Below are 25,036 nucleotides of genomic sequence, written 5' to 3' on the forward strand. Positions count from 1 at the left end.
AAGTGCCGACCTGCTCCGGGGTTCCCCGGAGCAGCCCCGCGCGAGCTCAGGACAACAGCGGCGACCAGGCGGGATCGGACGCAAAACCGGGGGTCGGAACCCGCAGCTCGTTGCGGCCGGACACGTCGATCGTGAACAGCGACGGGCCGCTGTTGCCGCCGGGATCGCGGAAGAACATCACGACGCGTCCGTTCGGCGCAAAGGTCGGACCTTCATTGTGGAAGCCCGAGGTCAGGATGCGCTCGCCGGAGCCGTCCGGCTTCATGATGCCGATCGCGAACTGCCCGCCGCCCTGCTTGGTGAAGGCGATGTAGTCGCCGCGCGGCGACCACACCGGCGTCGAATAGGTGCCGTCGCCGAACGAGATGCGCTGCGCCTGGCCGCCGGTTGCCGGCATCACATAGATCTGCGGCTTGCCGCCGCGATCGGACTCGAAGCACAGCCGCGTGCCGTCGGGCGCATAAGATGGCGAGGTGTCGATCGCCGGCGTGTCGGTCAGCCGCGTCATCGACTTCGAGCGCAGATCCATCACGAACAGGTTGGAGTTGCCGCCCTGCTGCAGGCTCATGATGACGCGCTGGCCATCCGGCGAGAAGCGCGGCGAGAACGACATGCCCGGGAAGTTGCCGACGATCTCGCGCTGGCCGGTCTCGATGTTGAGCAGGTAGACGCGCGGGTCGCCCTGCCCGAACTCCATGTAGGTGATTTCCTGGGTCGATGGCGAGAACCGCGGCGTCAGCACGAGGTCCGAGCCGCGGGTCAGATAGCGCACATTGGCACCGTCCTGGTCCATCAGCGCGAGCCGCTTGACGCGGCGATCAGCCGAGCCGCTCTCGTCGACGAACACGACGCGGGTATCGAAATAGCCTTTCTCGCCGGTCATCCGCTCATAGATCTGGTCGGAGATGATGTGGGCGATACGGCGCCAGTATTCGGCCGAGGTGTCATACTGCTGGCCGGCGAGCTGCTGGCCGGTGTTGACGTCCCAGAGCCGGAATTCCGCCTTCACGCGGCCGTTGCCCTGGCGCGTCATCCGGCCGGTCACCAGCGCCTGCGCGTTGATGCTCTTCCAGTTGTTGAAGTTCGGCGCCGCGTCGATGTTGATCTGCTTCTCGAGATAGGCGGCCTGATCGATCGGCGCGAACAACCCGCTGCGCTTCAGATTGTTGGTAATCACCTGCGTGACACCGACACCGACCTCGGCGTCGCCGGGCGTTCCGGCGGCGAAGTTCGGGATTGCGATCGGCACCGGGGCAAACTCGCCTTCCGGAATCGGAATTCGTTTCGGGCCGGCCTGCCCGAAAGCGCTCCGGGTTCCAGCAAGCGCGCCGAGGGCCGCAATTCCGGAGATCATCTGTCGACGGTCGAGGCGAAATTTCATGGTCCGCAAATCATTCGTGTTGGTCATTGTCAGTAACTTTGCTTGCCGTTGGCCAGGCGACGCGATTGTCCTCAGGTCTTCCGTTCCGTGAACACCGGCGCGAAATACTTCCATTCCTCGAAGAAGGCGGCCGGCAGTCTATACGGCTGGCATTCGATGATCGCCCGCAGCGCGCTCTCTTGATAGACACGCAAATAGGGCGTTCCCGGCGTGCCTTCCGGCACCGGCGGCGCTTCGAGCTTGCCCTCACGGTTCAGCTTGATCTCGAAAACGGCCTCGGTCTGCTGCGCTTCGATGCCGCCATAGGGCTTCTTCCAACAACGCTCGACCTGCTGCTTGAACATTGCGCCCCAGGTCGCGGAGTTGTCAGCGGCCTTGCCCTTGGCAGTACCGAGCGATGCATTGGCGTTGAGCGTATCGCCAGTTGCCGAGGCGCGCGTCGGGTCGCGCTTGTCGAGCAGTGCCGCAATCTTGCTTTGGTCGAACACGCGATCCTTGGGCTTCTGCTCCGGCGGCGGCTTGGCGGCCTGTGCGACAGGCTTCGGGGGCGGCTTCTTCTCTTCCTTCTTGATCGCTTCCGCGATCGGGTCGGGCTTCACCGGATCCGGCTTCTTCTCAACCGGCTTCGGCTCTTCCTTTGGCTTATTCTCTGGCTTGTTCTCGACCTTCTTCGGCGGATCCGGCTTCTTGTCTTCCGGCTTCTCCACCTTCGGCGTCGGCGCCGGCGCGGTATCGGTCACGACAGGCGGCTTCTTGTCATCGATCTTGCCGACGGCATCATCCATCGGCTTGGCCTCGGCGACCTTCTCGACCAGCGGCTTGGGATTTTCCTTCTTGCCGTCCTTCAGGCCCGCCATGACATGAGAGAGTTGGTCGGGCGAGATCACGTCGACGGCAACAGTATCCTCTTCAGGCATCACGTATGCCCTGGTCGAAAACGACAAGAGGCCCCACCCGATCACGAGGACGTGCAGGACAATCGATGCCGCCAGAGTCTTGTCGACCTTGACCTTCAAATCAGGCTTCCCCGTGCCTCATGCTCTAACCGCCCTCCGGGATGATGACGATATTAGCCTTGAATCCCGCAGCCCGGACTTCCCCGAGCAATTTCATCATATCCGTGTAACAGACGTCCTTGTCGCCACGCAGATAGACCACTTTTTCGGCATCCGACCGGGCATCGCCGATCGCCTTGATCTTGGCTGGAAAATCCGCGGCCGTGACCGGCGCGTCGCCGAGATAGAGTTCGACATTGGAGTTGCAGCCGCCGCCGGTACGCTTGACCGACAATGTCAGCGGCGGCTGGTTCGACGAGATCGACTTGCCGCCGCTCGCGACCGGCAGATCGATGTCGATGTTCGACGTCATCAGCGGCGCCGCGACCATGAAGATGATCAAGAGCACCAGCATCACGTCCACCATCGGCGTGACGTTGATCTCGGCCATGACCGGCTTGCGCCCGCCGCGGCGGCGTCTGCCCCCGCCGGACCCTGCCATGCTCATCGCCATGATCGTGCGCTCACAAGAGTGACCATCGTGACCATCATCAGCCTCAGCCCCGCTCGTCGATCTGACGCGACAGGATGGCCGAGAACTCGTCGGCGAACCCCTCGAGGCGCGCGGCCTGCCGGTTCACCTCCGAGGTGAACTTATTGTAGAAAATAGTCGCCGGAATTGCGGCAATCAGGCCGATTGCGGTCGCAAACAGCGCTTCCGCGATACCGGGGGCCACCACCGCCAATGAGGTGTTTTTCGAGGCCGCGATCGACTGGAAGCTCGACATGATGCCCCAGACGGTCCCGAACAGGCCGACAAACGGGCCGGCCGAGCCCACCGTGGCGAGCACCAGGAGGCGCCGTTCCAGCCGCTCCACTTCCCGGGCGATCGAGACGTTCATGACCTTTTCGATCCGGGCCTGCAGCCCGGCAAACGACCGCGACTGGCTCTCGAAGGAGCGCTTCCACTCCCGCATTGCGGCCACGAAACAGGCCGCCATCGACTGGGTCGGCTTGGCCGAGAGCGCCCGGTAGAGTTCCTCGATCGACTGGCCGGACCAGAACGCCTGCTCGAACTTGTCCATTGCCCGCTTGGTGCGGGCGTAGAGCAGGATTTTGTCGATTGCGATCGCCCAGACCCACACCGAGCAGGACAGAAGTCCCAGCATCACGCATTTGACGACCCAATGGGCCTGCCAAAACAATGCGATCAGCGATACATCGCTCGATGCCAGTGGCAGCGTCGACTGAGCCACATCGGCGGGATTCATCGGCAATATCCTCTCAACGCAAGTGTCCCAATTCGGCGGGCCGCCAATCGGCACCCCTTCCACGGCCGCGCGCCCGGCGCGGCAAAACTGCGCGAGAGCCTCTTACATCTGTCGCATGGGGGGCCCGTCCAAAGCCGGGCCCTGCTTCCCCTGCCAACATGTCAAAACGAGGGCTTTTCACGCGTCATTCAGACCCTAACCAGACGCTAATCATGGTTAAGGCGAGGTTACCAAAGGGAAATTTGGAGGCGGGAAATGCCGCCGGACGAGCCGGTTGGCGGGTTCCCGGGATGAACGGTTTGCGGCCGGGTGGAGAGAGCGCGGGGCCCCCTCCCCGCGTCGTCCTGGCGAAAGCCAGGACCCATAACCACCGAATCCGGTGACGAACGGGATCGTGGCCCCAGCGTCGCGCAACAAATGAACTTAGGGGTAATGGGTCCTGGCTTTCGCCAGGACGACGGCGATGGATGGTTCGCGATCCCACTGACACACCGCCGGCGTCATCACCCGCGCCCAGTATTCCAGAGGCAGCGGTGCTTGACCCGGGCTCTCGCTTCGCGAGCCCTGGAATGACGATGGAGAGTGATCGCCTCGCTAACGTCGCCTCACGTCAAATGCCTGATGAGCGCGAGCCCGGCAAACAATCCCGCGATCGAGAGCGCCACCGATCCCGCGACGTACAGCGCAGCCAGCCCGAGCTCGCCACGCTCATAGAGCAGCGCGGCGTCGAGCGAGAAGGCGGAGAAGGTGGTGTAGCCACCGAGGACGCCGGTCATCAGGAACAGCCGCCAGGGCTGCGAGGCCTCGCCCTTGAAGGCGAGATAGCCTGCGATCAGCCCCATCACGGTCGATCCCGTGATGTTGATGATGAAAGTGCCCCAGGGAAACGCGGTGCCGATGCAGCGCGCGCAGGTGATGTTGATCAGATGCCGCAGCGTGGCGCCAAGACCGCCGCCGAAGAAGACGAGGAGATAGCTTGCCAGTTGCCCCATGCGCGCTTTGTGCCGCATGGCCGCAACCGCTGCAAGGAAACAAAAAGGGCAGCAGTTGATCCTGCCGCCCTCTTCCAAAGCACTCTCGTCATCATTCCCCGGTGCGCAATTGCGCACCTGAGGGCGGTCCGCAGGACCGGGCCCGGAATGACATTGTGCGCGCTTAGCCGGCCTTGCCGAACAGCTCGTCGACGTAGTCCCAGTTGACGAGGCTGTCGACGAACGCCTTCAGATAGTCCGGACGACGGTTGCGGTAGTCGATGTAGTAGGAGTGCTCCCAGACGTCGACGCCGAGGATCGGCACCGCGCCGTGGACCAGCGGGTTCTCGCCGTTCGGGGTCTTGGCGATCTCGAGCTTGCCGCCCTTGACCTGCAGCCAGGCCCAGCCGGAGCCGAACTGGCCGACGCCAGCCGCGGCGAAGTCGGTCTTGAACTTCTCAAAGCCCCCGAGGTCTTCGTTGATCTTCTTCTCGAGCCGGCCGGGCAGCTTGCTGCCGCCGCCATTCGGCTTCATCCACTTCCAGAAATGGATGTGGTTGTAATGCTGGCCGGCATTGTTGAAGACGGCCGCGTTCTTCCCGAACGAGCCCTTCACGATCTCCTCGAGGGACTTGCCTTCGAATTCGGTCCCCTTGATCGCGTTATTGCCGTTGGTGACGTAGGCCTGGTGATGCTTGTCGTGGTGAAACTCCAGCGTTTCCTTGGACATGTAGGGCGCAAGGGCGTCGTGGGCGTAGGGCAGATCGGGTAGCGTGAAGGTCATGGGGTAATGTCCAACAGAGGGTGGGAGACTACACTTAACGGGTCCCCCTTATAGAAGGTTCCACGGCGGAGAAACACCGCATTTTCAGATCGTGTATGACAGATCGGCACAGCCGAAAGCAGACCCAGGACGGCGACGATGAGCATCGAAATCGACATTCTCAACGGAGATGCGTCATGGCAGCGCGCCGAGCCGCTGCTTCGGGCGGTCTGGAGCCCCGAAGTCATGCAGAACAAGAGCTGGGCCGATATCAAATGGGCTCACGCGGATTTGCGCGTGCTGCTCGACGCGCCCGATGACAGCGGGCTGGCCTGCCATGTCGGTATCTATTTCCGGACCATCACCTGGAATGGCCACAAGGTGCATGTCGGCGGCATCGGCGGGGTCTCGACCCGCGAGGACTGCCGGGGGCGCGGCTATGCGTCACTCGCGCTCGACGCCGCCGTGCACACGATGCGTGCCAACGATGCGGTGAAATTTGCAATCTTATTCTGCGAGCCGCACAATTTCGCGTTCTACCAGGCGCGCGGCTGGCATCCCTTCACCGGCGAAGTCATGTGCGAACAGCCCTCCGGGCAGATCCGCTTCGAGGCGATGGCGCCGTTCGTCAACGACATCGTCCGCGCCCCGCGCCAGGGCAAGATCGACCTATGCGGCCTGCCATGGTGACCCCTGCACGGGCGCGGCTGGCTGGTGGAGGCCGCACACCGTAACATGTCGATCATCATTTATTGATTCCGAGATGATCGATTGACGTCGAACAGCGCCCGTATCGGCAGTAGGCCCCCTCTCCGGCGGGCTGCCGTCGCATGACCATCGAAGCCTCGATCGACGACGAGCGCTCCGCTGCAGCCGCGCCCGCGGTACCGGTCGATCACCTGCTCACCGCACCGATCCTGCCGACGCTGCTAAAACTCGCGGTCCCCAACACCATCGCGATGTTCGGCTCGACGCTGGTGGCGGTCGCCGAGACCTCCTATATCGGCCGGCTCGGCACCGAGCCGCTGGCGGGCATCGCGCTGGTGTTTCCGTTCGCGATGCTGAACCAGATGATGTCGGCGGGCGCGATGGGTGGCGGCGTCTCCTCGGCGATCAGCCGCGCGCTCGGCGCCGGCGACCGTGACCGCGCGGCCGACCTGGCACTGCATGCGGCGATCATCGGGGTCGGCCTCGGCCTGTTCTTCACCGTCATGATGCTGGGCTTCGGCCGCAATTTTTATGCGCTGCTCGGCGGCCACGGCGGCGTGCTCGAACAGTCCTTGCACTACTCGCAGGTGTTGTTCTCCGGAGCGATCTCGATCTGGCTGGTCAACACGCTGGCGTCCGTCGTACGCGGCACCGGCGACATGCGGCTTCCCTCGATGACGCTGATCACGGTGTCGTTGATCCAGATCGCGGTCGGCGGTGTGCTGGGTCTTGGCCTGTTCGGGGTGCCGAGCCTCGGCATGCGCGGCGTCGCCGCGGGCCAGCTCACGGCCTTCACGTGCGGCGCGATCTTCCTCGCCTGGTATCTCGCCTCCGGCCGCAGCCGGTTGAAGCTCGACTTCAAAGCCTTCAACTTCCAGCGCGCGATGTTCCTGGACATCCTGAGAGTGGGCGCGATCTCCTGCCTGTCGCCGTTGCAGAGCGTGCTGACCATCCTGATCTTCACCAAAATCCTGGCCGGCTTCGGTACCGAGACGCTGGCCGGATACGGCATGGGCTCGCGGCTGGAATTCTTGCTGATCCCGATCGCATTCGCGGTCGGCGTCGCCTCGGTGCCGATGGTCGGCATGGCGATCGGCGCGGGACTTGTCACGCGGGCCCGCAAGGTGGCGTGGACCGCCGGCACGGTCGCCGGACTTGTTGTCGGATTGGTCGGACTGGTGGTCGCGATCAAGCCGACGCTGTGGATCGCGCTGTTCACCCGCGATCCCGGCGTCACCGCGGCCGCATCCTCCTATTTCGCGCTCGCCGGACCGGGTTTCGGCTTCTTCGGCGTCGGCGTTTGTCTTTATTTCTCCTCGCAAGGCGCGGCCAAGGTCGGCGGGCCCGTGCTGGCCGGCACCATCCGTCTGCTCATGGTCGGCATCGGCGGCTGGTGGCTCGCGACCGCGAGCGCCCCCGCATGGACGCTGTTTGCGTTGGTCGGAGCTGCGATGGTGGCCTTCGGCCTCGCCACCGTCATCTCGATCCGGCTGACCCGCTGGGGATAGCGTCGCCTTGCGTGAGCATGGCGACCCTGGAAATAATCTACAGGATTTTTTGAATCATACGCGCCTGATCGCGCGAATATGACGTTGCAGAAATTTTTCGACTTGTTATGCAGGCCGACCTTTTGGGGAACTGCCAATGACCTGCAAACTCGGACTCGTGATCGCAATCATCGCGACGGCACTCGCCGCGCCGGCTGCGCATACGCAGAGCGCGCCTGAGCCTTTCGGCGTCTGGCAGACCCAGGCGGGCGATGCTCGCGTCAAGATCAGCAAATGCGGCGGCGGCATCTGCGGCGTGGTGGTGAGCCTGCGCGATCCGATCGATCCGATGACCGGCAAGCCGCAGGTCGACAACAAGAATCCCAATCCCTCGCTGGCCAACCGGCCGATCATCGGGCTGCCGCTGTTCTCCGCCATGCAGCCGGTTGCCGCAGGCAAATGGTCCGGCCAGATCTACAATGCCGACGACGGCGGCACCTATGCGAGCAGCGTCTCGGTGACCAGCGAGAGCACACTGCGCGTCGAAGGCTGCGTCGGCGCCCTGTGCGGCGGCGAGACCTGGACGCGGGTGGGGAAGTAAGTAGCCGCAAGGAACTGCGCTTCCTCGCCCCGTTCTTGCGGGGCGAGGTCAAGACCAACGCTAAACCGCGCGTGCCTTCAGCACGGTAGCGGCCGAGGCGTAACCGCCGCGGGCGCGTCGATGAAGTGAACATGGTCGGCGCGCATCACCGACGGGGTAAAGCAGGTCATCATCGCCGCATCCTGTTCGTGCAGGCCGTAGCGCACGACGCCCTGCGCAGCTGCGGCGACGAGGCGCTGCTCGATGTCCGCAGCAAGCTCCGCCGTGCAGTCCAGGATCATGCGCAGGCCGTCGTCAAACTTGCGGAAGTCGGAATTCTCGACCAGCTGCCGCACATAGGCCTTCGGCACGAATTTGCCGATCGGGATATTGAACCGCATCAACGTGTAGGCCCACAGCGTAAAAGTGAGCACGACCGCTCGTCGCAGCGCGAGCGAGCCGCCGCGCCGCGCGCGCGCTTCGTATTCCAGCCCCTGCGGCGGCCAGCGCAGCGGCGGGCCATTGGCGGGCACCGGCCGCCCGGCATCGGGACTCTTCTCGACGCGTCCGACGATGTCCTCGATCACCCTGCGGAAGGAAGCCGGATCGGCATCCTTCGCCGGCAGCACCAGCACCGAGAGGATTACGCCGCGCGCTGAGGGCATCACCTCGAAACGGCAGGACAGGCCCGACAGATCGGGCTGCGTACCGGGCGGCGCCGGATCGACCGCGAACTCGCCGCGCTTCATCGCGGCATCGGCGTAAGCCAGACCGCCGCCGGCGAACATCGCGTAGGAGAGATTAGCCGACGGCCCGAAACGCGCGACGCGTACATCGAAGCCCGCGGCGCGGATCGCTGTGATCGGCACCAGCGCCACCCGCAGCACCAGATCGAGGTCGTCACGCACCCAACGCGCGGTCGCAGCGAGCGCCTCGCGCGCTTTATCAAGATCGGCGGGGGAGACCGCGAAGCTTGCGCCGTCGCCACCGAACACGAACGGAAACTCGCGGCCATCCAGCGCATTGGTGACGGAAGCGACCACCGCGGCACCAGCCATGTTGACCGCCTTGTAGCGCTGCGCTGCGATCGCCTTGGTCGACTCGACGATGTCGGCGACCCCGACCGTCCAGTCATCGGGCAGCGGCGCATACAGCGCCGGATCCATCAAGCGCGCGAAGCTGCGAAACACCGGAATGCCGCTGTAGAAGATCTCGCTGCCGCCAGCCATCGCAACGCCGCCGTTTCCGCCCCTGCTGCAGGATTCTCTAGCAGATACGCGGCCGATTGGGACGGGTTTTAGAAGCGTAGGCCGGACGAAGTCCCGTCATCCTGGCAGGATGACGGAGATGGAAGGCTACGGCCGCCGCCTCACGCCGCCTCGCCCGCCCGCCGCCACGGCGGAAACGGATCGCGCAGCTTCTGCCAGGCCTGCGGGTCCATGCCGGGCTTGCCGGTGACGAGGCAGGCATCAAGGCGGCGGCGAATGTCGTCTTCGCTCATCCCGGAGCCGATGAAGACCAGTTCTTGGCGGCGATCGCCGTAGAGGTCGTTCCAGCTCCGCTGCATCATCAAGCGCCAGTCCGGATGGTCCGGCCAGCGCTCGCGCGGGATCGCCGCCCACCAGGAGCCGAGTCCTTCGGTGCGCACGATCGCACCGGCCTGGCTCATCTCGCCGCACCAATCGGGGCGCGTCGCGATCCAGAAATGGCCCTTGGCGCGGATCACGCCCTGCCAGCTCTCGCGCAGGAAGCCGTGGAAGCGCACCGGGTCGAACGGACGCCGCGCGCGGTAGACGAAACTCGTGACGCCATACTCCTCGGTCTCCGGTACGTGTTCGGCAAAGCCGTAGAGCTCCTTGTGCCAGAGACGATGCTGATGCGCGCGCTCATGGTCGAAGCGGCCGGTGTCGAGCACGCGGTCGAACGGAATGTTCGCGAAACTCGCCTCGACGATGTCGGCATCCGGGTTGAGCGCGCGCACGATGGTGGCCGCGGCCTCGCGCTGCGCCGGCGTCGCCGCATCGATCTTGTTCAGCACGATGACGTCGGCAAACTCGATCTGCTCGACCAGGAGATCGACCAGCGTACGCTCATCGCCGTCGAGCGCCTCGCCACGCGCACTGAGGAAATCCGTCGAAGCGTAATCCTTCAACAGATTGGCGGCGTCGACCACGGTGACCATGGTGTCGAGCCGTGCGACGTCGGACAGGCTTTGCCCTTCCTCGTCGCGAAACTCGAAGGTCGCGGCGACCGGCAGCGGCTCGGAAATCCCGGTGGACTCGATCAACAGATAATCGAACCGGCCGCTCTCGGCGAGCGCGCGCACCTCCTTCAGGAGATCGTCGCGCAGAGTGCAGCAGATGCAGCCATTGCTCATCTCGACCAGTTTTTCGTCAGTCCTGGACAGGTTCGCACCGCCATCGCGAACGAGGTCGGCGTCGATGTTCACCTCGCTCATGTCGTTCACAATCACCGCAACCTTCCGGCCGTGGCGGTTGTTCAGAACGTGGTTCAGCAAAGTGGTCTTTCCAGCCCCGAGGAAGCCGGACAAGATGGTGACGGGGAGTTTTTGCATCGAGATCAAACAGTTGCTGGAGGGACGGGCGGCGGCGGGACATCGGCATTCGCTTATATGTAATGTTATAACATAACATCAACAATCGAATGCCTTGTCAAGATGGAGGCTGACTCGAGCCGGGATGGTGGCCTCCACACGCGCGCCGGCGCGGTTACGAAAAGGCGCCACACAATGTGGGCCGCTTCACGCGCGCGTCTCATCTCAGGTTGTAGGTTTCGGATAATGCCCGCCTGAACCGGAAAGGAACGCGCCGTGACCCTCGCCTACGGATTCGTCAAGGCCAAGGTGACCTCCGAGCCCAAGCTGAAGCCGTCGCACCACGGGCACGAGACGCAATATCACCTGCACTGCAACCTCGACGTCGACGGCGAGCAATGGGACGTGGCCATCAATGTCGGCACCAATGACGCGGACGATTTGCTGAAATACAAGCTGGTGTTCGACTTCCGCCATCCGATCATCCAGACGCTTGCGGCCGCGGCGGGTGGTTCGCAGGATCTGACCGGACAAAGGAAATTGCCGGCGCTCGATTTTCTGCGCAGCAATCTGCTCGACAATACCGGCAGATGGCGTGACAGCGACGTGATGGACGGCTCCGACGACACCGAGCCGGCGGCGACGCTGAAGCGGCTGTTGTCGCGCGCGCATCAGGAGAACCGCGACGTCTACATCTTCGGCCGCTTCTATGCGCAGGGCGACGGCCTGCACGACGTCCATCTCAACCAGGGCTCGAGCAAAGGCTTCATCCATCGCCGGCGATGATTCCAACGACCACAACGACATCTGGCAGGACGGCGCGGTCATGGTCGATCTCGGCGAGCCGGAATGGGCAGCCTATGTCTCGGCCTTCACCCAGCAGCTGGTGCCGACCGACGATCTCGGCAATGCGCAGCCGGACGCGACCACGATCGGCTGAGCTGCCGGGCCCGCGTTCGCGCGGCCCGTTGGCTCCATCCGCGCTACCGGTGCGGCTACTTCCCCAACCCGCGCAGCACGAGCTGGTTCATGCGGCTTGCGAAGGCGGCGGGATCAGCGGGCATCTCGCCGTCGAGGATCTGCGCCTGTTCGAACAGCAGCAGCGAGAGATCTTTCGCCTGCGCCTCGTCGGTCGCGAGCGCCGCGACCAGCGGATGGCGCAGATTGATCTCGAGGATCGGCTTGGTGATCTCGCCGCGGTTCTGTTGCGCGAGCAGCCGCTCCAGCGCGCGGTCGCGGGCATCGCCGCCGGCGACCAGACACGATGCGCTCGAGGTCAGCCGCTGCGAGGCGCGCACGTCGGAGACGCGCTCGCCGAGTGCATCCTTGATCAGGGCGATCGTGGTCGCGGCGTCGGCCGCAGGCTCGTCCTTCTTGTCGTCGGCCTTGTCGTCGACCAGCGGGATCAGGCCGAAATCGACATCGCCCTGGCTCAGCGACTTCAGCGGCTTGCCGCCGAAATCGATCGGCGCCGAGGTCCAGAACGCATCAACGGGATCGGTGAGCAGCAGCACCTCGATGCCGCGGGCGCGCGCCGATTCCAGCTTCGGGTTCGACTTCAACCGCTCGACGCTGTCGCCGACCAGATAATAGATCTCGGTCTGGTTCGGCTTGAAGTCGTCGACAATCTGCTTCAGCGAGCGGCTCTCGCCCGACGTCGTGGTGAAGCGCGAAAGCGCCAGGAGTTTCTCGCGGCGCTCGAAATCCTCCCACAGGCCTTCCTTGATGACAGGGCCGAACGCATCCCAGATCTTGGCGAAGGTCTCGGGCTCCTTCTCGCCGAGCGTCTCCAGCTCGCCGACGACGCGGCTGGTGACGGCCTTGCGGATCTGAGCGAGCTGCGGATTGTTCTGCAGCATCTCGCGCGAGATGTTGAGCGGCAGGTCCTCGCTGTCGATCACGCCGCGGATGAAGCGCAGGTAGGCGGGCAACAGCTCGGCATCGTCCGCGATGAAAACGCGGCGGACATAGAGCTTGACCTTGCCCTTGCGCTCGACCTGGAACAGGTCGAACGGCTTTTGCGACGGCGCGAACAGCAGCACGGCGTAGGATTGTCGGCCCTCGGCGCGGTAGTGCAACGTCATCGCCGGCTCGTCGAAGGCGCCCGCGATCTGCTTGTAGGCCTGCGCATAGTCTTCCGGTTTCAGCTCGGATTTCGAGCGCTGCCACAGCGCGCTCGCCGAATTGATCTGGCGCGGCTCGCCCTCCTCCGGCACCAGCAGGATCGGGAACTGGATGTTGTCGGAATATTCGCGGACGATGCGCTCGATCTCGTAAGCCTCGAGATATTTGGCGGCGTCCTTCTTCAGATGCAGCACGATCTCGGTGCCGCGCGCAACGCGGCTAGCGGCCTCCTCGCTTGCGGGGGCGATCTCGAAGCCGCTGCCGCCTTCCGACGTCCACACCCACACCTCGTCGGAGCCGGCGCGGCGGCTGGTGACGACGATCTTCTCGGCGACCATGAAGGCGGCGTAGAAGCCGACGCCGAACTGGCCGATCAAATTGGCGCCGTCCTTGGCCTCGGTCAGCTTCGACAGGAACGATTTGGTGCCGGAGCGCGCGATGGTGCCGAGATTATCGATCAGTTCGGCACGCTCCATGCCGATGCCGGTGTCGACCACGGACAGCGTGTTGGCCGCCTTGTTCGGGATGATCCTGATCTCAGGCGGCGTGCCGTCGGTGATCAGGCCGGGATTGGCAATCGCCTCGTAGCGCAGCTTGTCGCAGGCATCCGACGCGTTCGAGATCAATTCGCGCAGGAAGATATCGGTCTCGGAATAGACCGAATGCACCATCAGGTGCAGCAATTCGGCAACCTCGGCCTGGAACGGCTGGGATTCGGCGGCGGCAGTTGTGGTCATGCGGAAACTCGGACAAACCTGAGGTGGCGGGAAAGCCTGATATAGCGCGATCGCGCCGGCTGGCAAGCCGAACCGGGGAACCGTCAGCCCGAGATCGCCGCGATATAGCGCTCGACCGAACGGTCGAACGCCGCCTTGGCGTCCGAGGCAATGTTCTTGCCCCACCAGGCGCCATAAATGCGCTCAAACGCCAGCGGCGCGACCACTTGCGCGATGCGGCGAACCGCTGATGCATTGAGCGGGATGTAGTTCGGATACGAGTACATGAAGCTGACCGAGCGGCGGTCCATCGCGACCATCGCGATGTCGCCGGTGAGCAGCGCACCATGCCCGTCCGCGCCCCTGCGCCAATGCAGCATGGTGGCGCCGGCAAAATGCCCCCCGCCCCGCAGCAACAGGATGTCGTCGGAGATGCGGTGGCTGTCGCCCTGCCACGGCACGATCGCAGGCCAGGGCCGCGTCACCCATTGCGCGTCGTCGCCATGCAGATAGACCGGCGCGTTGCCGAACGCGGCGCTCCAGTCGACGACCGCCCCATAGTAATGCGGATGCGAGATCGCGATCGCCTTCAGCCCGCCAAGCGATCTGACATGCGCAATCGCCTCCGCGGTCGCCAGCGGCACGCAGTCCCACATCACGCAGCCGCCGCGATCCGGCACCAGCAGCGCACGCTGCCCGATCGCGAACGACGGCTCGAGCGCCAATCCGACGAGGCCGAAATCGTCGCGGCAGACGAGCTTATGCCGCCCTGCGAGTTGCTCGCGGGTCAGCCACGCCTGCCCGTTCCAGTTCACATATTGCCGTTCATCCTCGCAGATCGGGCAGGACGGCGGCGGCGCCGCGGTGTCGGGAAATTGGGCGCCGCATTGTTCGCAGGACCAGAGGGGCATCGAGAGCACACGCGTTGGAGTGAAGCCGGACTCCTGCTCTACGTCGGCAGCGGGAGCCGTTCAATGCCGGCGCCCCAGTTCCACCTGCATCTCCGCGGGCGCGATACCGAACTTTCTGCGGAACGAACGGTGGAAATAGGACAGGTCGTTGAAGCCAACCGTATAGGCGATGTCGCTGACCTTGCGGCCGGCGCCCTGCCCATGGAGCAACAGCCGGCGCGCCAGTAGCAGGCGCTGCTCGAGCACGAATTCCGAGAAGGTGGTCCCTTCCGACGCGAACAGGCGTTGCGCCTGCCGCGTGCTCAGCGCGTTTGCCTTTGCCACGGTCTCGATCGTGAGCTTGCCATTGTCGAGATTCTTCAGGACGTCGGCCTTCATCAGATCGAGCCGCGCCTTCGCGACGCCATCGCCTGCGGCCAATTCCTTCGTCTCGGCACCGCTGCCGAGCACGAGACCGACCAGATCGGCCAGATGCTGCGCCGCCGCCTGTTGGGCCGGCACGTCGAGATCGCCGGCGAGCTCGGTGCAGAGCGCGGAATAACGCTCGATCATCGCGCTCATGGCAGGATCGCGCCCGAGCGCGCGCGCCAGCTGCGTCTCGGCCGACGGCGCGACCTGGAGCAGCAGCCGCCGCGGAAACCGCGTCGTCGTAAAGCTGCCGGATTGGGTGAGATCGGCGGTGCCGACGATGTTCATCTCGGTGAGGCACATCTGGCCGCGCGCAATCTCGATCGACTTGCTTGCTTGTGTGACCTGCACCGTGCCGCGGGTTGCGAAGATCAGCACCAGGTCGTCACAACCATCGTCCAGAAGCGCGCGGGTCCGTGCGAAGCGGGCCGAGCCGCCGCGCGGCGTCGCAATGGCGACCGTGTGCAGCAGCGTGAACTCGTTGTGGCAATCGATGCGGTTGTCGTCGGTCGGACCGACGTCGAGCCGGCAGAAGCCGCGGCAAATGCCCTCGCGCCATGCCTCATAGGCCGGCCCTTTCGCCAGCCCGTGATGGAAGATCGAGAAGCGGTTGGGCACCTGTGTCCCGGACATGATCCGTGCTCCGAACGCCCGATTGATCACGACGCAGACGCGATCGATCGCTTGCTGCCCGGCGTTGGCATGTCGTTCCTGTCCCTACGCTTGGCGCGACGGTCCACGACTCCGGCGGGGAGCCTGATACCACTCCGCCGCTTGACGGTAAAGCTATTCACGAGATGCAACCCTATGATGCGAAGCGCGAAAGCCGGGAATAAAACGGCGCAGCAGTTTCGTGACGCGGCCCTGCCCTGGCTCGACGATGCCTATGCGTTCGCCCAGGTCCTGATGCGGACCGAGGCGGATGCCGAACAGGCCGTGCAGGAGTGCTACCAGCGCGCACTGCGCCTGTTCGACGGCCTTCGCGGTCCTGCCGTCAGGCCGTGGCTGCTCGCGATCCTCAAAACTGTCTGCCAGGAAAGGGTTGGCGAAGCGCTCGGCCGCCCGACGGACGATGTCGGCTGCACGGAACAGTCCGGCCGACGCGCCATCCCGACAATCCGGCAACTCGTCGATGACCTGCCCGCGCCGCTCGGCGAGGTCATCGTACTGCGCGAAGTGATCGATCTCTCCTACAAGGAGATCGCCGAGGTCACCGGCGTTCCCGTCACCACGGTGATGACACGGATCGCGGAGGCCCGCCGCCTGCTGCTCGCGGCGCGGCGAGCAGCACAAGCGCCCCAGGTTCCACCCACTGGCAGCGCGTCAAAACTGTCCGCCCCCCGCGCGAACGCCTGTTGAATCGCAGGCTATTGCGAACGGTTCGAGGTCCAGCCCTTGTACTCGGCGATGTTGTCGCGCGTCACCAGCTTTGACGGCAACAGCTCGACGGTCGAGGCAGGTTTCTGGCCGTTGAGCAGGCCGACGCCGATCTGCACGGCGCGGCGCGCCATGAAGAACGGATCCTGCGAGGAGGAGGCCTGGATCTGCGGCGAGCCTGGATCCTTCAGCGCGGCCTCGATGTCCGGCGCGCCATCGACCGCGGTGATGACGATGCCGCTGCGGTTCTGCTGGCGCGCAGCGAGATCGGTGCCGATCGCCTGCGGGTCGTTGATGGCGAATATCGCGTCGATCTTGGCGAAGCGGGTCAAATAGCCCTGCGCCACGGTGAGGCCGCCTTCGCGCGAGCCCTTGCCGTCCTGGTCGCTGGACAGCACCTTGATGCCGGGGCTCTTGCCGAGCACGTTCTTGCAGCCGACCACGCGGTCGATCACTGCGGAAACCTGCGGCCCGTTCTCGATGATCACATCACCCTTGCCGCCCAATTTGTCGACGATGTACTGGCAGGAGATCTCACCGGCCTGGACGTTGTTGGTGGTGACCGTGGCATCGGCGCCTTCGGCCGCGGTGTCGACCGCGACCACGATGATGCCGGCGGCCTGCGCCTTCTTGATCGCCGGCCCGACCGCCTTGGGATCGCCGGGATTGAGCAGGATCAGATCGACGCCGGCGGCGATGAAATTATCGATCTGGGTTACCTGCTTGCCGAGATCATATTCGAAGCCGACCGTCGTGATCTTGACATTGGGGTTGGTTTTCTTCGCCTCGAACTCGGCGCCCTTCGACAGGGCGACGAAAAACGGGTTGCCGAGCGAGCCCAGCGAGATGCCGATCGACTTTAACTCCTTGGCCGAGGACGGGGCGGAACTCAGAACGAGCGCGATAGCGGCACCGGCAAGCGAGATCGACTTCAACATTGGCTTCCTCCCTGGTCTATCTGAAGCTCCGCCACGTCGACCAGTGATCGCGACGGACTGTTGCTGTGGCTCAGGTGCGCGCCGAGCCTTGTAGCCGGTAGCGGTCGAGCGCCACCGCGCCGATGATCACGAGGCCCTTGATCACGTACTGCCAAACGTCGGATACGCCGGTGAGGATGAGGCCGTTCGACAGCACGGCGATGATCAGCGCGCCGACCAACGTGCCCCAGATCGAGCCGATGCCGCCGACAAAGGAGGTGCCGCCGAGGATCACGGCCGTGATCGCGTCGAGCTCGTAGGACTGGCCGAGTTGCAGGCCGTTGGCAGCATAAAGCCGCGCCGCCTGCATGGCGCCGCCGAGGCCCGCGAGCAGGCCCGACACGCCATAGACGAACAACAGCACGGCCCAGACCTTGATGCCGGCGAGCCGCGCGGCGCTTTCATTGCCGCCGACCGCGTAGATATGCACGCCCAGCACCGTCCGCCGCAGCACCAGCCACGAAGCAAAGATCACCAGCAGCGCGATCACCCACAGCCAGGGAATCGACAGCACGCCGGGAATGAGCGTCAGCGATCCGTTGCCGATGAAGGCGTAGGGAATCTCCGAATTGAAAACCGTGGTGTCGGCGCCCAGCAGGCGCGCGACGCCGCGAACCGCGGTGAGCGAGCCCAGCGTCACGATGAAGGGCGGCAGGCGCAGCAGCGCAATGAAGCCGCCATTGAGGATGCCGAAGGCGGCGCCCGTGAGCACTGCGGCCGGCAGCCACAACGCGCCGAGATCGGGAAGTTTGGAGATGATCAGCCCGGCCATGGCCGAAGCCGCCAATATGGAGCCGACCGAGAGATCGATGCCGCCGGTCAGGATCACGAAGGTCATGCCGGCTGCCAGCACGGTGTTGACCGCGGCCTGCTGCACCACGATGCCGAGATTCTGCGCGGTGAAGAACCGGCCGTCCGAAAGCAGATGAAAGCCGACGCACAACAACACCAGCACCGGCAGCATGCCGGCCGAGCGGATCAACAGCCGGGTGCGCTGGCGCCTCGTCTCCTGCGCGGCCGCGAGGCCGGGCGCGGCGGCGGCCTTGGCGGAAGCGCCATCGTCAGGCATCGAGCTGCTCCATCCCGGTTGCGAGCGCCATGATCTGCTCCTGGTCGAGCGGCGTCGTCGCCGCCCGCCTGATCTCGCCGGCGATCGATCCGGCGCGCATCACGAGGACGCGGTCGCAGATGCCGATGATCTCGGGCAGGTCGGACGAGATCACCAGCACGGCCGTGCCCGACTTCGCGAGGTTGTCGATGATCGAATAGATCTCGGACTTGGCGCCCACATCGACGCCGCGCGTCGGCTCGTCGAGGATCAATATTTTTGGCGTGGTCGCAAGCAGGCGCGACAGCAGCACCTTCTGCTGGTTGCCGCCGGAGAGGCTACCGGCTGCAACGCGGACATCTGCGGCACGGATGCCCAATGCTGCGAATGCCTTCCGTGCCCGGTCGCGTCCCGCGTCGCGGTCGAGGATTCCGCCAAGCCGCGCGTCGCGGCCCAGCACTGCGAGATTGATGTTGTCGAGGCAGGACATGTCGAGGAACAGGCCGAGCGCCTTCCTGTCCTCGGTGAGGTAAGCAATGCCCGCATCGAGTGCTTCGCCGGGGTTGCGGATATCGACGGGGCGTCCTTCGATCTCGACATGGCCGGCGATCTTTGCCGCGGCGCCGATGATCAGATGCGCCAGCTCGGTACGGCCGGCGCCGACCAGCCCGGCGAGGCCAACGACCTCGCCGGCATGCACGGCCAGCGAGCAACCCTTGACGCGCCGTCCGTCGGCGAGGTCGACGGCCGCGAGCACCGGAGCACCAGGCACCGCGTTGGGATCGTGCTCCTTCTTGTAGAAGGACGAGACATCGCGCCCCACCATCAGGCGGACGATGGTGTCGGCGCGGATCTCGGGCTTGTCGAGCGAGCCGACCAGCGTGCCGTCACGCAGCACCGTGACGCGGTCGCCGAGCGCGTAGACCTCATCCATGCGATGCGAGATGTAAATGATGGCAAGGCCCTCGGCGCGGAGCCGGCGGATCAAGCCGAACAACCGCTCGCTTTCACCGGCCGACAACGCGGTGGTCGGTTCGTCCATGATCAGGATCTTGGAGCGGGCGTGCAGCGCACGGGCGATCTCGACCAGTTGGCGCTGGCCCATCGACAGGCTTGCGACCAGCGTCGACGGCGCGAAATCCGCGCCGAGCCGTTCGAGGATCGGACCGACGCCTGCCTCCATCGCTTCGCGCGCCAGCATCCCGAAGCGCGAAACCTCGCGACCGAGATAGATGTTCTGCGAGACGCTGAGATTGGGCGCGAGCGACAATTCCTGATAAATGATCGAGATGCCCGCCGCGCGGCCGGCATGCGGGCCGTTGAAATGCACGGGCTTGCCCTCAATGCGGATTTCGCCGCCTGGATCCGGCCGGTAGGCACCCGACAGGATCTTCATCAGCGTCGATTTGCCGGCGCCGTTCTCGCCCATCAGCGCATGGATTTCGCCGGGATAGACCGTGAGGTCGACGCCGCGCAATGCCTTGATGCTGAAGAAGGACTTCGAGACCCGGCGCATCTCGAGGATCGGGTCGATCATCTTGCCTCCCCACCGCGCCGACGGCGTTGCGTCGCACCCGCAAGTTGCTTTCGGTTTCGCGCGCCCGTGCGCGCATTAAACAAAAGGCCGCGGCGCAGGGCAATAGGTTCAGGCGAGGCACGAGCCGGGAACCGGATCGGCAAGGCAAAGCGAATCTTTTGCGATTGCGTCGCGGCCGAACGTTCGACCATTCTCCTTGCACGGCGCGCCGCTCCCCTGATGCGGCGGCGCCGGAGGCAGGAAAGATGGTGGCATGAAGCTATACTACGCGCCGGGGACGATATCGCTGATGCCCCATGTCGCCCTGCTCGAGAGCGGTCTTTCCTTTGTCGGCGTCAGAGTCGATGAAGCAAGCAAGACGATGGCGGATGGCGGAGACTATCGAACCATAAACCCGCTGGGATACATACCGGCTTTGGTGCTCGATGATGGCAGCGTCCTGCTCGAGGCAGCCGCGATCGTCCAATACATCGCGGACCGCGACCCGACCGGACAGCTCGCGCCATCGCACGGAACCGTCGAGCGGGCCAGGTTGCAGGCCTGGCTGAACTTCCTCTCCAGTGAGCTGCACAAGGGAGGTCTCGGCCCGCTGTTCTACACCGCGCTGGACGAACGGGCGAAAGACGTTTTCCGCCAGCGGCTGAGGGCGCGCTTCGCCTTCCTTGACCAGCACCTCTCTACGCGTGCCTATCTGTTGGGCGAGAGCTACTCGATTGCCGACGTCGGCCTCTATGCGATGACGGGCTGGACGCCTCGCGTCGGCTTCGACATCGGCGCCTACCCGAACCTGGCTGCGCATCACGCCCGGATTGCCAATCGTGACGCCGTGCGTGAAGTTCACAGGATCGAAGGACCTGTTCCGGCATGACCGGCGGTGATTTCAAGGACGCGCTGACTTTCGTCAGCGCCGTGGCCGGTACAGGCTGCGCCATTTCGGCAGCCGCTCGGAATAGGCCTCCGCAAGCCCACGGTCGGGTTCGAACGTCTCGACGCGCTGAGGCGCCGTGCAGACGGCCTCGACGGATTCGCCGCTGACCGCGAGACGCCCGAGCCGTGCGGCACCGAACGCGGCCCCGGTTTCGCCATCGGCAAAGCGATGCACGGGAATGTCGAGGACGCTCGCCAGCACCGCAAGCCAGAACCGCGACCGCGAACCGCCGCCGATGGCATCCACCGCGGAGATCGCGATGCCGCTATCGGCGAGTACGTCGCGGCAATCCGCCAGCGCGAAGGCGACGCCTTCGAGCACCGCCTGCACGATGGCGTCGCGATCGGTGCCGTGACCGAGGCCGTCGAGCATGCCGCGCACATCGGGATCGTCATGCGGCGTTCGCTCGCCGGACAGATAGGGCAGGAAGCTGACAGGCGACGGCGCCTTCGGATGTTCTCCGAGCGGCGCCAGCAATTCGGCCTCGGGAGTCCGCAGCAGCCGCGCGATCCAGGCGAGGCAAGACGCCGCCGAGAGGATCGCGCCGGCCTGGATCCACATCCCGGGAATCGCATGACAGAAGGTGTGCACGGCGCGTTCGGGGTTGGTGGCGATCGTACCAGTCGGCGCCAGCAGTGCACCGGAGGTTCCGAGCGAGACGAAGGCCGAGCCGTGGCCGATGGCGCCGATGCCGATGGCGCCCGCCGGATTGTCGCCGGCGCCGCCCGCGATCATCGGCGGCTTGCGCATGCCCCAGCGCTGCGCCAGTTCGCGCGAGAGCCGCGCGGCCGGCGCGCAGCCCTCGACCAAACGCGGCATCTGGCGGCGCGACAGGCCGGTCGCGTCGAGCGCCGCGTCGGACCAGTCCCGTCGCGCAGCATCAAGCCACAGCGTTCCCGAGGCGTCCGAGATGTCCTCGATCGCTTCGCCGGTCAGCACAAGGCGCAGATAGGCTTTCGGCAGCAACACCAGTTTGGTGGCCGCGAAGATCTCCGGCTCGTGCCTGGCGACCCACAACAGCTTCGGCGCCGTGAAGCCGGGCATCGCCTTGTTGCCGGTCGTCGCGCGCAAGGCCGGCCAGCGCTGCTCCAGCTCGCCGCATTCCGCAGCCGAGCGTCCGTCGTTCCAGAGAATGCACGGCCGCAACGGCTTCCTGTCGGCATCGAGTAGCGTCGCGCCGTGCATCTGGCCGGACAGGCCGATGCCCTCGACAGCAGCCAGTTCGGCTGGATGATCCGCCTTCAGCGCGTCCAGCGTCGCGAAGGTGGCATCGATCCACTGCGCCGGATCCTGCTCGCTGTGGCCCGGACGTGGCGCGACCACCGTCAGCGACCGGCTGCGGCTCGCCACCACGCGCTGCGCTTCGTCGACGAGAACGGTCTTGACCGCCGAGGTGCCGAGATCGATCCCGAGATACATGGTGCCTCGTGTCCAGGAGGGAGTCCGACGAGTGTGCTCACCGGACGCCGCTCGATCAAGGCCGCGCAAACGCCTGCTGCACCGCGCCGGGGTCGGTGATGCCGTTGGCGATCAGGAGCTCGAGCAGGACGCGCGCCTTCTGCGGGTTGAGGTCGAGCGAGACCGCGAAGCCGAGCTTGTCGTCTTCTACCTCGACATTGCGGTTGACATAACCCGAGCCGACCCGGGTCGAGCGCACCACCACGACGCCCTGCTTGGCCGCGGCCGCCAGCGCATCGATCGCGCCCTTCGATGAGTTGCCGTCGCCGACGCCGGCCAGCACGATGCCCTTGGCGCCGCGCTTGACCGCATCCTCGACCTCCGCGGCATCCATGTTGGCGTGCGAATAGATGATGTCGACCCGCGGCAGCGGCGGCGCGTCCGGCAGCTTCAGCTTCGTAGTCTTCGTTGCAACGGCCGGTTGCAGGAAGCGGAGCGAACCGGTGTCGACATAGCCGACCGGTCCGGCATCGGGCGAACGGAAGGTCTGGACGCTGGTGGTATTGGTCTTCTGCACCCAGCGCGCACCGTGGATGGTGTCGTTGAGCACCACCAGCACACCGCGGCCACGGGATTCCGGCGCCGACGCGACCCGCATCGCGTCATAAAGATTGGCCGGGCCGTCGGCGCCGATCGCGGTCGAGGGCCGCATCGAACCGACCAGCACGACCGGCATGTCGGTGTCGAGCACATTTTGCAGGAAGAACGCGGTCTCCTCCATCGTGTCGGTGCCGTGGGTGATGACGACGCCGTCGACCTCCTTGTTGTCGACAGCCGTGCGGATGCGCTTGACGAGGTCGAACCAGACCTTGTCGTTCATGTCCTGCGAGCCGATCGAGGAGATCTGCTCGGCCGAGATCTGGGCGAGCTTGTCGATGCCCGGAATGGCCGCGATCAGATTCGCGGCACTGACCTTGCCCGAATCATAGGCATTGCCGGCGCGCGCATTGGCCTGCCCTGCGATCGTGCCGCCGGTGCCGAGCACCAGCACCCGGGCCAGCGTGGTGCTGGACGCCTGTTGTGCTGATGTCGGCGACGCAAGCAGCCCGATCATGAGGGCTGCGGCAAGGCCGACGATCGTGCGCACGGAATGGCCCGATTGAAGCAAACGCGGCATCATCTCTTGTCCTTCCATTGAGGTCGAAGCGAAACCACCGACGCGAAGCGAAACGCCGGCGGTCACGATGTCACGTGAGCTGTGCCGCCGGCCGTCTTACGCTTTGCCTGCCTTTTTGTAGTCGTCGTAATATTCGGCGGCAAGCTTGCGCAGCGCGGTTCCGATCGCGGCGTATTGATATTCGTTCAGATTGGCGAGCGAGGCGCGGCTGGACGGATGCTGGACACCGAAACCGCTGCCCGGGAGCAGCACGATGCCGGTCTCGTCGGCAACGCGGAACAGGATCTCGGTCGGATTCTGGGTCTTCAGCACCCAGGCGGCGAACTCCTCGCCATGCAGATCCCGCGCGACGTCCTCGAGGCTGACCAGCGTGTAGTAGTCGACGCTGTCGGCGTCGTCCTTCTGTGCAACGCCGAGCTTGTCGTACAGCGCGGCATCGCGGCGGCGGATCAGGGCCTTGACCGCCTGCTTGTAGTCCTGGCGCGCATCCATCAGATTGAACAGCGAGAACAGCACCATCTGCACCTGCTGCGGGGTCGAGAGCCCAGCGGTGTGATTGAGCGCGACGGCGCGGCTGTCGGCGACCAGGCGGTCGATGAACTTGACCTTGCGCGGCTCCGTCGTCAGCGACGCATAGCGCGTGTCGAGCTCCTTCTTGGCCGCCTCCGGCAGGGCTGCGATGGTCCGGTCGATGACATTGTCGCGGGTCATGGCGATGACGCCGAGCCGCCAGCCGGTTGCACCGAAATATTTCGAGAACGAGTAGACCAGGATGGTGTTCTGGGGGCAGATCGCAAACAGCGATTTGAAATCGTCGGCGAAGGTGCCGTAGACGTCGTCGGTCAGGATGATCAGGTCAGGGCGCTTCCTGACGATGTCGGCGATCGTTTTCAGGCCGGAATCGTCGAGCTTGACCGACGGCGGGTTGCTCGGATTGACCAGGAAGAACGCCTTGATCGCCGGATCCTCGAGCTTCCTGAGTTCGGCGGCGGGATATTGCCAGCCGGCCTTCGGGTCGGCCTCGATCAGCACCTGCTTGAGCTGGTAGTCGTTGAGCTCCGGGATTTCGAGATAGGGCGTGAAGATCGGCGACCCGATCGCGATCTTGTCGCCCGGCGCGATCAGCCGGTTCTCGCGCATTGAGTTGAAGATGTAGGCCATCGCCGCGGTGCCGCCCTCGACGGCGAACAGATCGACCTCATCATTGGTCATGCTGCGGGCGCCCATCTCGCGAATGACATATTCGCGGACGATGCGTTCGCTCACCCTCAGCATCCGGTCGGGTTCCGGATAATTGGCGCCCAGCACCCCGGCCACCATTTCGAACAGGAACTCGTCCGGGTTCAGGCCGAGCTGGTCGCGGACATAGGACAGCGCCTTGCCGAGAAACACCACGCCCGGTCTGTCGGTGTTGGCGGCGACGAAGGTGTGGAAGCGCGCGCCCAGTCCCTCCGCCCGCGCCAGACCGCCGATGCCTTCCGACGTGTAGGAGAAGGACAATTCCGCCTCCGACACCGCGAACAGGCCGAGCTGGAAGAAGGCCCGGCGCGGCACCGTCGCCAGGAAGTTGGGATTGCCGCGGCCGGCATTGAGCATCAGACGATCGGCATGGCTCGATGCGAGTGCGATCAGATTGTCCTTGAGCTCGAACGGGCTCAGCTTGGAGTATTGCGAATAGTCCATCTTGGCCATCTTCGGTTCTCCTCTCCAGATGCAACGCGGCGC

The 25,036-nt window shown here is 64.9% G+C and carries 23 protein-coding genes and 1 pseudogene; 7 read left to right on the plus strand and 17 right to left on the minus strand.

Annotation, left to right across the window (positions count from 1 at the left end; genetic code table 11):
• Positions 1-46: 46 nt before the first annotated feature.
• The 6 genes from tolB to ALC15_RS03520 form a co-directional block, all read right to left on the minus strand.
• Positions 47-1,381 (minus strand): Tol-Pal system beta propeller repeat protein TolB, encoded by a 1,335-nt coding sequence (tolB, locus tag ALC15_RS03495; RefSeq protein ID WP_050626115.1) that lies wholly within the window; start codon positions 1,379-1,381, stop codon positions 47-49.
• A gap of 71 nt (positions 1,382-1,452) precedes the next feature.
• A complete protein-coding gene (locus tag ALC15_RS03500) occupies positions 1,453-2,397 on the minus strand; it encodes a cell envelope biogenesis protein TolA (protein ID WP_050626065.1) in 945 nt (314 codons plus the stop codon).
• A 25-nt stretch (positions 2,398-2,422) separates the two neighbouring features.
• Complete coding sequence (locus ALC15_RS03505; RefSeq protein WP_016846953.1) at positions 2,423-2,890, minus strand: biopolymer transporter ExbD; 468 nt, start codon at positions 2,888-2,890, stop codon at positions 2,423-2,425.
• A 43-nt stretch (positions 2,891-2,933) separates the two neighbouring features.
• Entirely contained in the window at positions 2,934-3,647 is a 714-nt protein-coding gene (gene tolQ / locus ALC15_RS03510; protein WP_016846954.1) for a protein TolQ, read from the minus strand.
• Between the two features lie 605 nt (positions 3,648-4,252).
• On the minus strand, positions 4,253-4,639 hold the full coding sequence (gene crcB / locus ALC15_RS03515) for a fluoride efflux transporter CrcB (protein ID WP_050626116.1): 387 nt from the start codon (positions 4,637-4,639) through the stop codon (positions 4,253-4,255).
• 163 nt (positions 4,640-4,802) lie between these two features.
• Positions 4,803-5,402, minus strand: a complete 600-nt coding sequence (locus ALC15_RS03520) for a superoxide dismutase (RefSeq protein WP_021078629.1) — start codon at positions 5,400-5,402, stop codon at positions 4,803-4,805.
• Positions 5,403-5,540: 138 nt separating this feature from the next.
• Here ALC15_RS03520 and ALC15_RS03525 point away from each other — a divergent pair, with 138 nt between their 5' ends.
• The 3 genes from ALC15_RS03525 to ALC15_RS03535 all read left to right on the plus strand — a co-directional run bounded on the left by ALC15_RS03525 (position 5,541) and on the right by ALC15_RS03535 (position 8,177).
• Positions 5,541-6,071, plus strand: coding sequence for a GNAT family N-acetyltransferase (locus ALC15_RS03525; RefSeq protein ID WP_050626066.1), 531 nt, complete (start codon positions 5,541-5,543; stop codon positions 6,069-6,071).
• 140 nt (positions 6,072-6,211) lie between these two features.
• A complete protein-coding gene (locus tag ALC15_RS03530; protein WP_050626067.1) occupies positions 6,212-7,597 on the plus strand; it encodes an MATE family efflux transporter in 1,386 nt (461 codons plus the stop codon).
• A gap of 136 nt (positions 7,598-7,733) precedes the next feature.
• Positions 7,734-8,177 carry a DUF2147 domain-containing protein gene (locus tag ALC15_RS03535; RefSeq protein ID WP_050626068.1) on the plus strand — a complete coding sequence of 148 codons (444 nt, stop codon included), beginning with the start codon at positions 7,734-7,736 and terminating at the stop codon, positions 8,175-8,177.
• A 60-nt stretch (positions 8,178-8,237) separates the two neighbouring features.
• Here the strand turns inward: ALC15_RS03535 and ALC15_RS03540 are convergent.
• Both ALC15_RS03540 and zigA read right to left on the minus strand, forming a co-directional pair.
• Positions 8,238-9,385 (minus strand): annotated as a pseudogene (locus tag ALC15_RS03540) (DUF3095 domain-containing protein).
• A 140-nt stretch (positions 9,386-9,525) separates the two neighbouring features.
• Positions 9,526-10,731, minus strand: coding sequence for a zinc metallochaperone GTPase ZigA (gene zigA, locus ALC15_RS03545; protein WP_050626069.1), 1,206 nt, complete (start codon positions 10,729-10,731; stop codon positions 9,526-9,528).
• Positions 10,732-10,986: 255 nt separating this feature from the next.
• Here zigA and ALC15_RS03550 point away from each other — a divergent pair, with 255 nt between their 5' ends.
• Entirely contained in the window at positions 10,987-11,496 is a 510-nt protein-coding gene (locus tag ALC15_RS03550) for a DUF2278 family protein (RefSeq protein ID WP_200914639.1), read from the plus strand.
• Positions 11,497-11,536: 40 nt separating this feature from the next.
• Entirely contained in the window at positions 11,537-11,650 is a 114-nt protein-coding gene (locus ALC15_RS47105) for a hypothetical protein (protein ID WP_283806232.1), read from the plus strand.
• A gap of 55 nt (positions 11,651-11,705) precedes the next feature.
• Here ALC15_RS47105 and htpG read toward each other — a convergent pair whose 3' ends face one another.
• The 3 genes from htpG to ALC15_RS03565 all read right to left on the minus strand — a co-directional run bounded on the left by htpG (position 11,706) and on the right by ALC15_RS03565 (position 15,502).
• The gene (gene htpG, locus ALC15_RS03555; protein ID WP_050626070.1) at positions 11,706-13,571 is read right to left on the minus strand and encodes a molecular chaperone HtpG; all 1,866 of its coding nucleotides are present in this window, start codon (positions 13,569-13,571) and stop codon (positions 11,706-11,708) included.
• A gap of 83 nt (positions 13,572-13,654) precedes the next feature.
• Positions 13,655-14,461 carry a hypothetical protein gene (locus ALC15_RS03560; RefSeq protein WP_050626117.1) on the minus strand — a complete coding sequence of 269 codons (807 nt, stop codon included), beginning with the start codon at positions 14,459-14,461 and terminating at the stop codon, positions 13,655-13,657.
• A 60-nt stretch (positions 14,462-14,521) separates the two neighbouring features.
• Positions 14,522-15,502 (minus strand): AraC family transcriptional regulator, encoded by a 981-nt coding sequence (locus tag ALC15_RS03565; RefSeq protein ID WP_063781782.1) that lies wholly within the window; start codon positions 15,500-15,502, stop codon positions 14,522-14,524.
• Between the two features lie 174 nt (positions 15,503-15,676).
• Here ALC15_RS03565 and ALC15_RS03570 point away from each other — a divergent pair, with 174 nt between their 5' ends.
• The gene (locus ALC15_RS03570) at positions 15,677-16,228 is read left to right on the plus strand and encodes a sigma factor-like helix-turn-helix DNA-binding protein (protein WP_050626071.1); all 552 of its coding nucleotides are present in this window, start codon (positions 15,677-15,679) and stop codon (positions 16,226-16,228) included.
• An 8-nt stretch (positions 16,229-16,236) separates the two neighbouring features.
• Here the strand turns inward: ALC15_RS03570 and ALC15_RS03575 are convergent, their stop codons facing one another.
• The 3 genes from ALC15_RS03575 to ALC15_RS03585 form a co-directional block, all read right to left on the minus strand.
• Positions 16,237-17,184, minus strand: a complete 948-nt coding sequence (locus ALC15_RS03575) for an ABC transporter substrate-binding protein (protein WP_050626072.1) — start codon at positions 17,182-17,184, stop codon at positions 16,237-16,239.
• Between the two features lie 70 nt (positions 17,185-17,254).
• Positions 17,255-18,292: an ABC transporter permease subunit gene (locus ALC15_RS03580; RefSeq protein WP_050626073.1), complete on the minus strand. Its 1,038-nt coding sequence runs from the start codon at positions 18,290-18,292 to the stop codon at positions 17,255-17,257.
• Positions 18,285-19,808 carry a sugar ABC transporter ATP-binding protein gene (locus ALC15_RS03585; protein ID WP_050626074.1) on the minus strand — a complete coding sequence of 508 codons (1,524 nt, stop codon included), beginning with the start codon at positions 19,806-19,808 and terminating at the stop codon, positions 18,285-18,287. Before ALC15_RS03585 ends, ALC15_RS03580 begins: the two co-directional genes overlap by 8 nt.
• Before the next feature lie 253 nt (positions 19,809-20,061).
• Here ALC15_RS03585 and ALC15_RS03590 point away from each other — a divergent pair, with 253 nt between their 5' ends.
• Positions 20,062-20,676: a glutathione binding-like protein gene (locus ALC15_RS03590; protein ID WP_050626075.1), complete on the plus strand. Its 615-nt coding sequence runs from the start codon at positions 20,062-20,064 to the stop codon at positions 20,674-20,676.
• Positions 20,677-20,709: 33 nt separating this feature from the next.
• Here the strand turns inward: ALC15_RS03590 and xylB are convergent, their stop codons facing one another.
• The 3 genes from xylB to ALC15_RS03605 all read right to left on the minus strand — a co-directional run bounded on the left by xylB (position 20,710) and on the right by ALC15_RS03605 (position 25,003).
• Positions 20,710-22,155, minus strand: coding sequence for a xylulokinase (xylB, locus tag ALC15_RS03595; protein ID WP_050626076.1), 1,446 nt, complete (start codon positions 22,153-22,155; stop codon positions 20,710-20,712).
• Between the two features lie 55 nt (positions 22,156-22,210).
• Positions 22,211-23,311, minus strand: coding sequence for an asparaginase (locus ALC15_RS03600; RefSeq protein ID WP_094193658.1), 1,101 nt, complete (start codon positions 23,309-23,311; stop codon positions 22,211-22,213).
• Between the two features lie 96 nt (positions 23,312-23,407).
• Positions 23,408-25,003: a bifunctional aspartate transaminase/aspartate 4-decarboxylase gene (locus tag ALC15_RS03605; RefSeq protein ID WP_050626077.1), complete on the minus strand. Its 1,596-nt coding sequence runs from the start codon at positions 25,001-25,003 to the stop codon at positions 23,408-23,410.
• Positions 25,004-25,036 lie beyond the last annotated feature (33 nt).

The sequence above is a fragment of the Bradyrhizobium viridifuturi genome, from assembly GCF_001238275.1.
Lineage (GTDB): Bacteria > Pseudomonadota > Alphaproteobacteria > Rhizobiales > Xanthobacteraceae > Bradyrhizobium > Bradyrhizobium viridifuturi.

What these genes read in the sequence shown, in the direction of transcription:
- tolB (WP_050626115.1), bottom strand. Translation starts at nt 1,381, where the DNA reads ATGAAATTTCGCCTCGACCGTCGACAGATGATCTCCGGAATTGCGGCC.
- ALC15_RS03505 (WP_016846953.1), bottom strand. Translation starts at nt 2,890, where the DNA reads ATGGCGATGAGCATGGCAGGGTCCGGCGGGGGCAGACGCCGCCGCGGC.
- tolQ (WP_016846954.1), bottom strand. Translation starts at nt 3,647, where the DNA reads ATGAATCCCGCCGATGTGGCTCAGTCGACGCTGCCACTGGCATCGAGC.
- crcB (WP_050626116.1), bottom strand. Translation starts at nt 4,639, where the DNA reads ATGGGGCAACTGGCAAGCTATCTCCTCGTCTTCTTCGGCGGCGGTCTT.
- ALC15_RS03520 (WP_021078629.1), bottom strand. Translation starts at nt 5,402, where the DNA reads ATGACCTTCACGCTACCCGATCTGCCCTACGCCCACGACGCCCTTGCG.
- ALC15_RS03525 (WP_050626066.1), top strand. Translation starts at nt 5,541, where the DNA reads ATGAGCATCGAAATCGACATTCTCAACGGAGATGCGTCATGGCAGCGC.
- ALC15_RS03530 (WP_050626067.1), top strand. Translation starts at nt 6,212, where the DNA reads ATGACCATCGAAGCCTCGATCGACGACGAGCGCTCCGCTGCAGCCGCG.
- ALC15_RS03535 (WP_050626068.1), top strand. Translation starts at nt 7,734, where the DNA reads ATGACCTGCAAACTCGGACTCGTGATCGCAATCATCGCGACGGCACTC.
- zigA (WP_050626069.1), bottom strand. Translation starts at nt 10,731, where the DNA reads ATGCAAAAACTCCCCGTCACCATCTTGTCCGGCTTCCTCGGGGCTGGA.
- ALC15_RS47105 (WP_283806232.1), top strand. Translation starts at nt 11,537, where the DNA reads ATGGTCGATCTCGGCGAGCCGGAATGGGCAGCCTATGTCTCGGCCTTC.
- htpG (WP_050626070.1), bottom strand. Translation starts at nt 13,571, where the DNA reads ATGACCACAACTGCCGCCGCCGAATCCCAGCCGTTCCAGGCCGAGGTT.
- ALC15_RS03560 (WP_050626117.1), bottom strand. Translation starts at nt 14,461, where the DNA reads ATGCCCCTCTGGTCCTGCGAACAATGCGGCGCCCAATTTCCCGACACC.
- ALC15_RS03565 (WP_063781782.1), bottom strand. Translation starts at nt 15,502, where the DNA reads ATGTCCGGGACACAGGTGCCCAACCGCTTCTCGATCTTCCATCACGGG.
- ALC15_RS03570 (WP_050626071.1), top strand. Translation starts at nt 15,677, where the DNA reads ATGATGCGAAGCGCGAAAGCCGGGAATAAAACGGCGCAGCAGTTTCGT.
- ALC15_RS03575 (WP_050626072.1), bottom strand. Translation starts at nt 17,184, where the DNA reads ATGTTGAAGTCGATCTCGCTTGCCGGTGCCGCTATCGCGCTCGTTCTG.
- ALC15_RS03580 (WP_050626073.1), bottom strand. Translation starts at nt 18,292, where the DNA reads ATGCCTGACGATGGCGCTTCCGCCAAGGCCGCCGCCGCGCCCGGCCTC.
- ALC15_RS03585 (WP_050626074.1), bottom strand. Translation starts at nt 19,808, where the DNA reads ATGATCGACCCGATCCTCGAGATGCGCCGGGTCTCGAAGTCCTTCTTC.
- ALC15_RS03590 (WP_050626075.1), top strand. Translation starts at nt 20,062, where the DNA reads ATGAAGCTATACTACGCGCCGGGGACGATATCGCTGATGCCCCATGTC.
- xylB (WP_050626076.1), bottom strand. Translation starts at nt 22,155, where the DNA reads ATGTATCTCGGGATCGATCTCGGCACCTCGGCGGTCAAGACCGTTCTC.
- ALC15_RS03600 (WP_094193658.1), bottom strand. Translation starts at nt 23,311, where the DNA reads ATGCCGCGTTTGCTTCAATCGGGCCATTCCGTGCGCACGATCGTCGGC.
- ALC15_RS03605 (WP_050626077.1), bottom strand. Translation starts at nt 25,003, where the DNA reads ATGGCCAAGATGGACTATTCGCAATACTCCAAGCTGAGCCCGTTCGAG.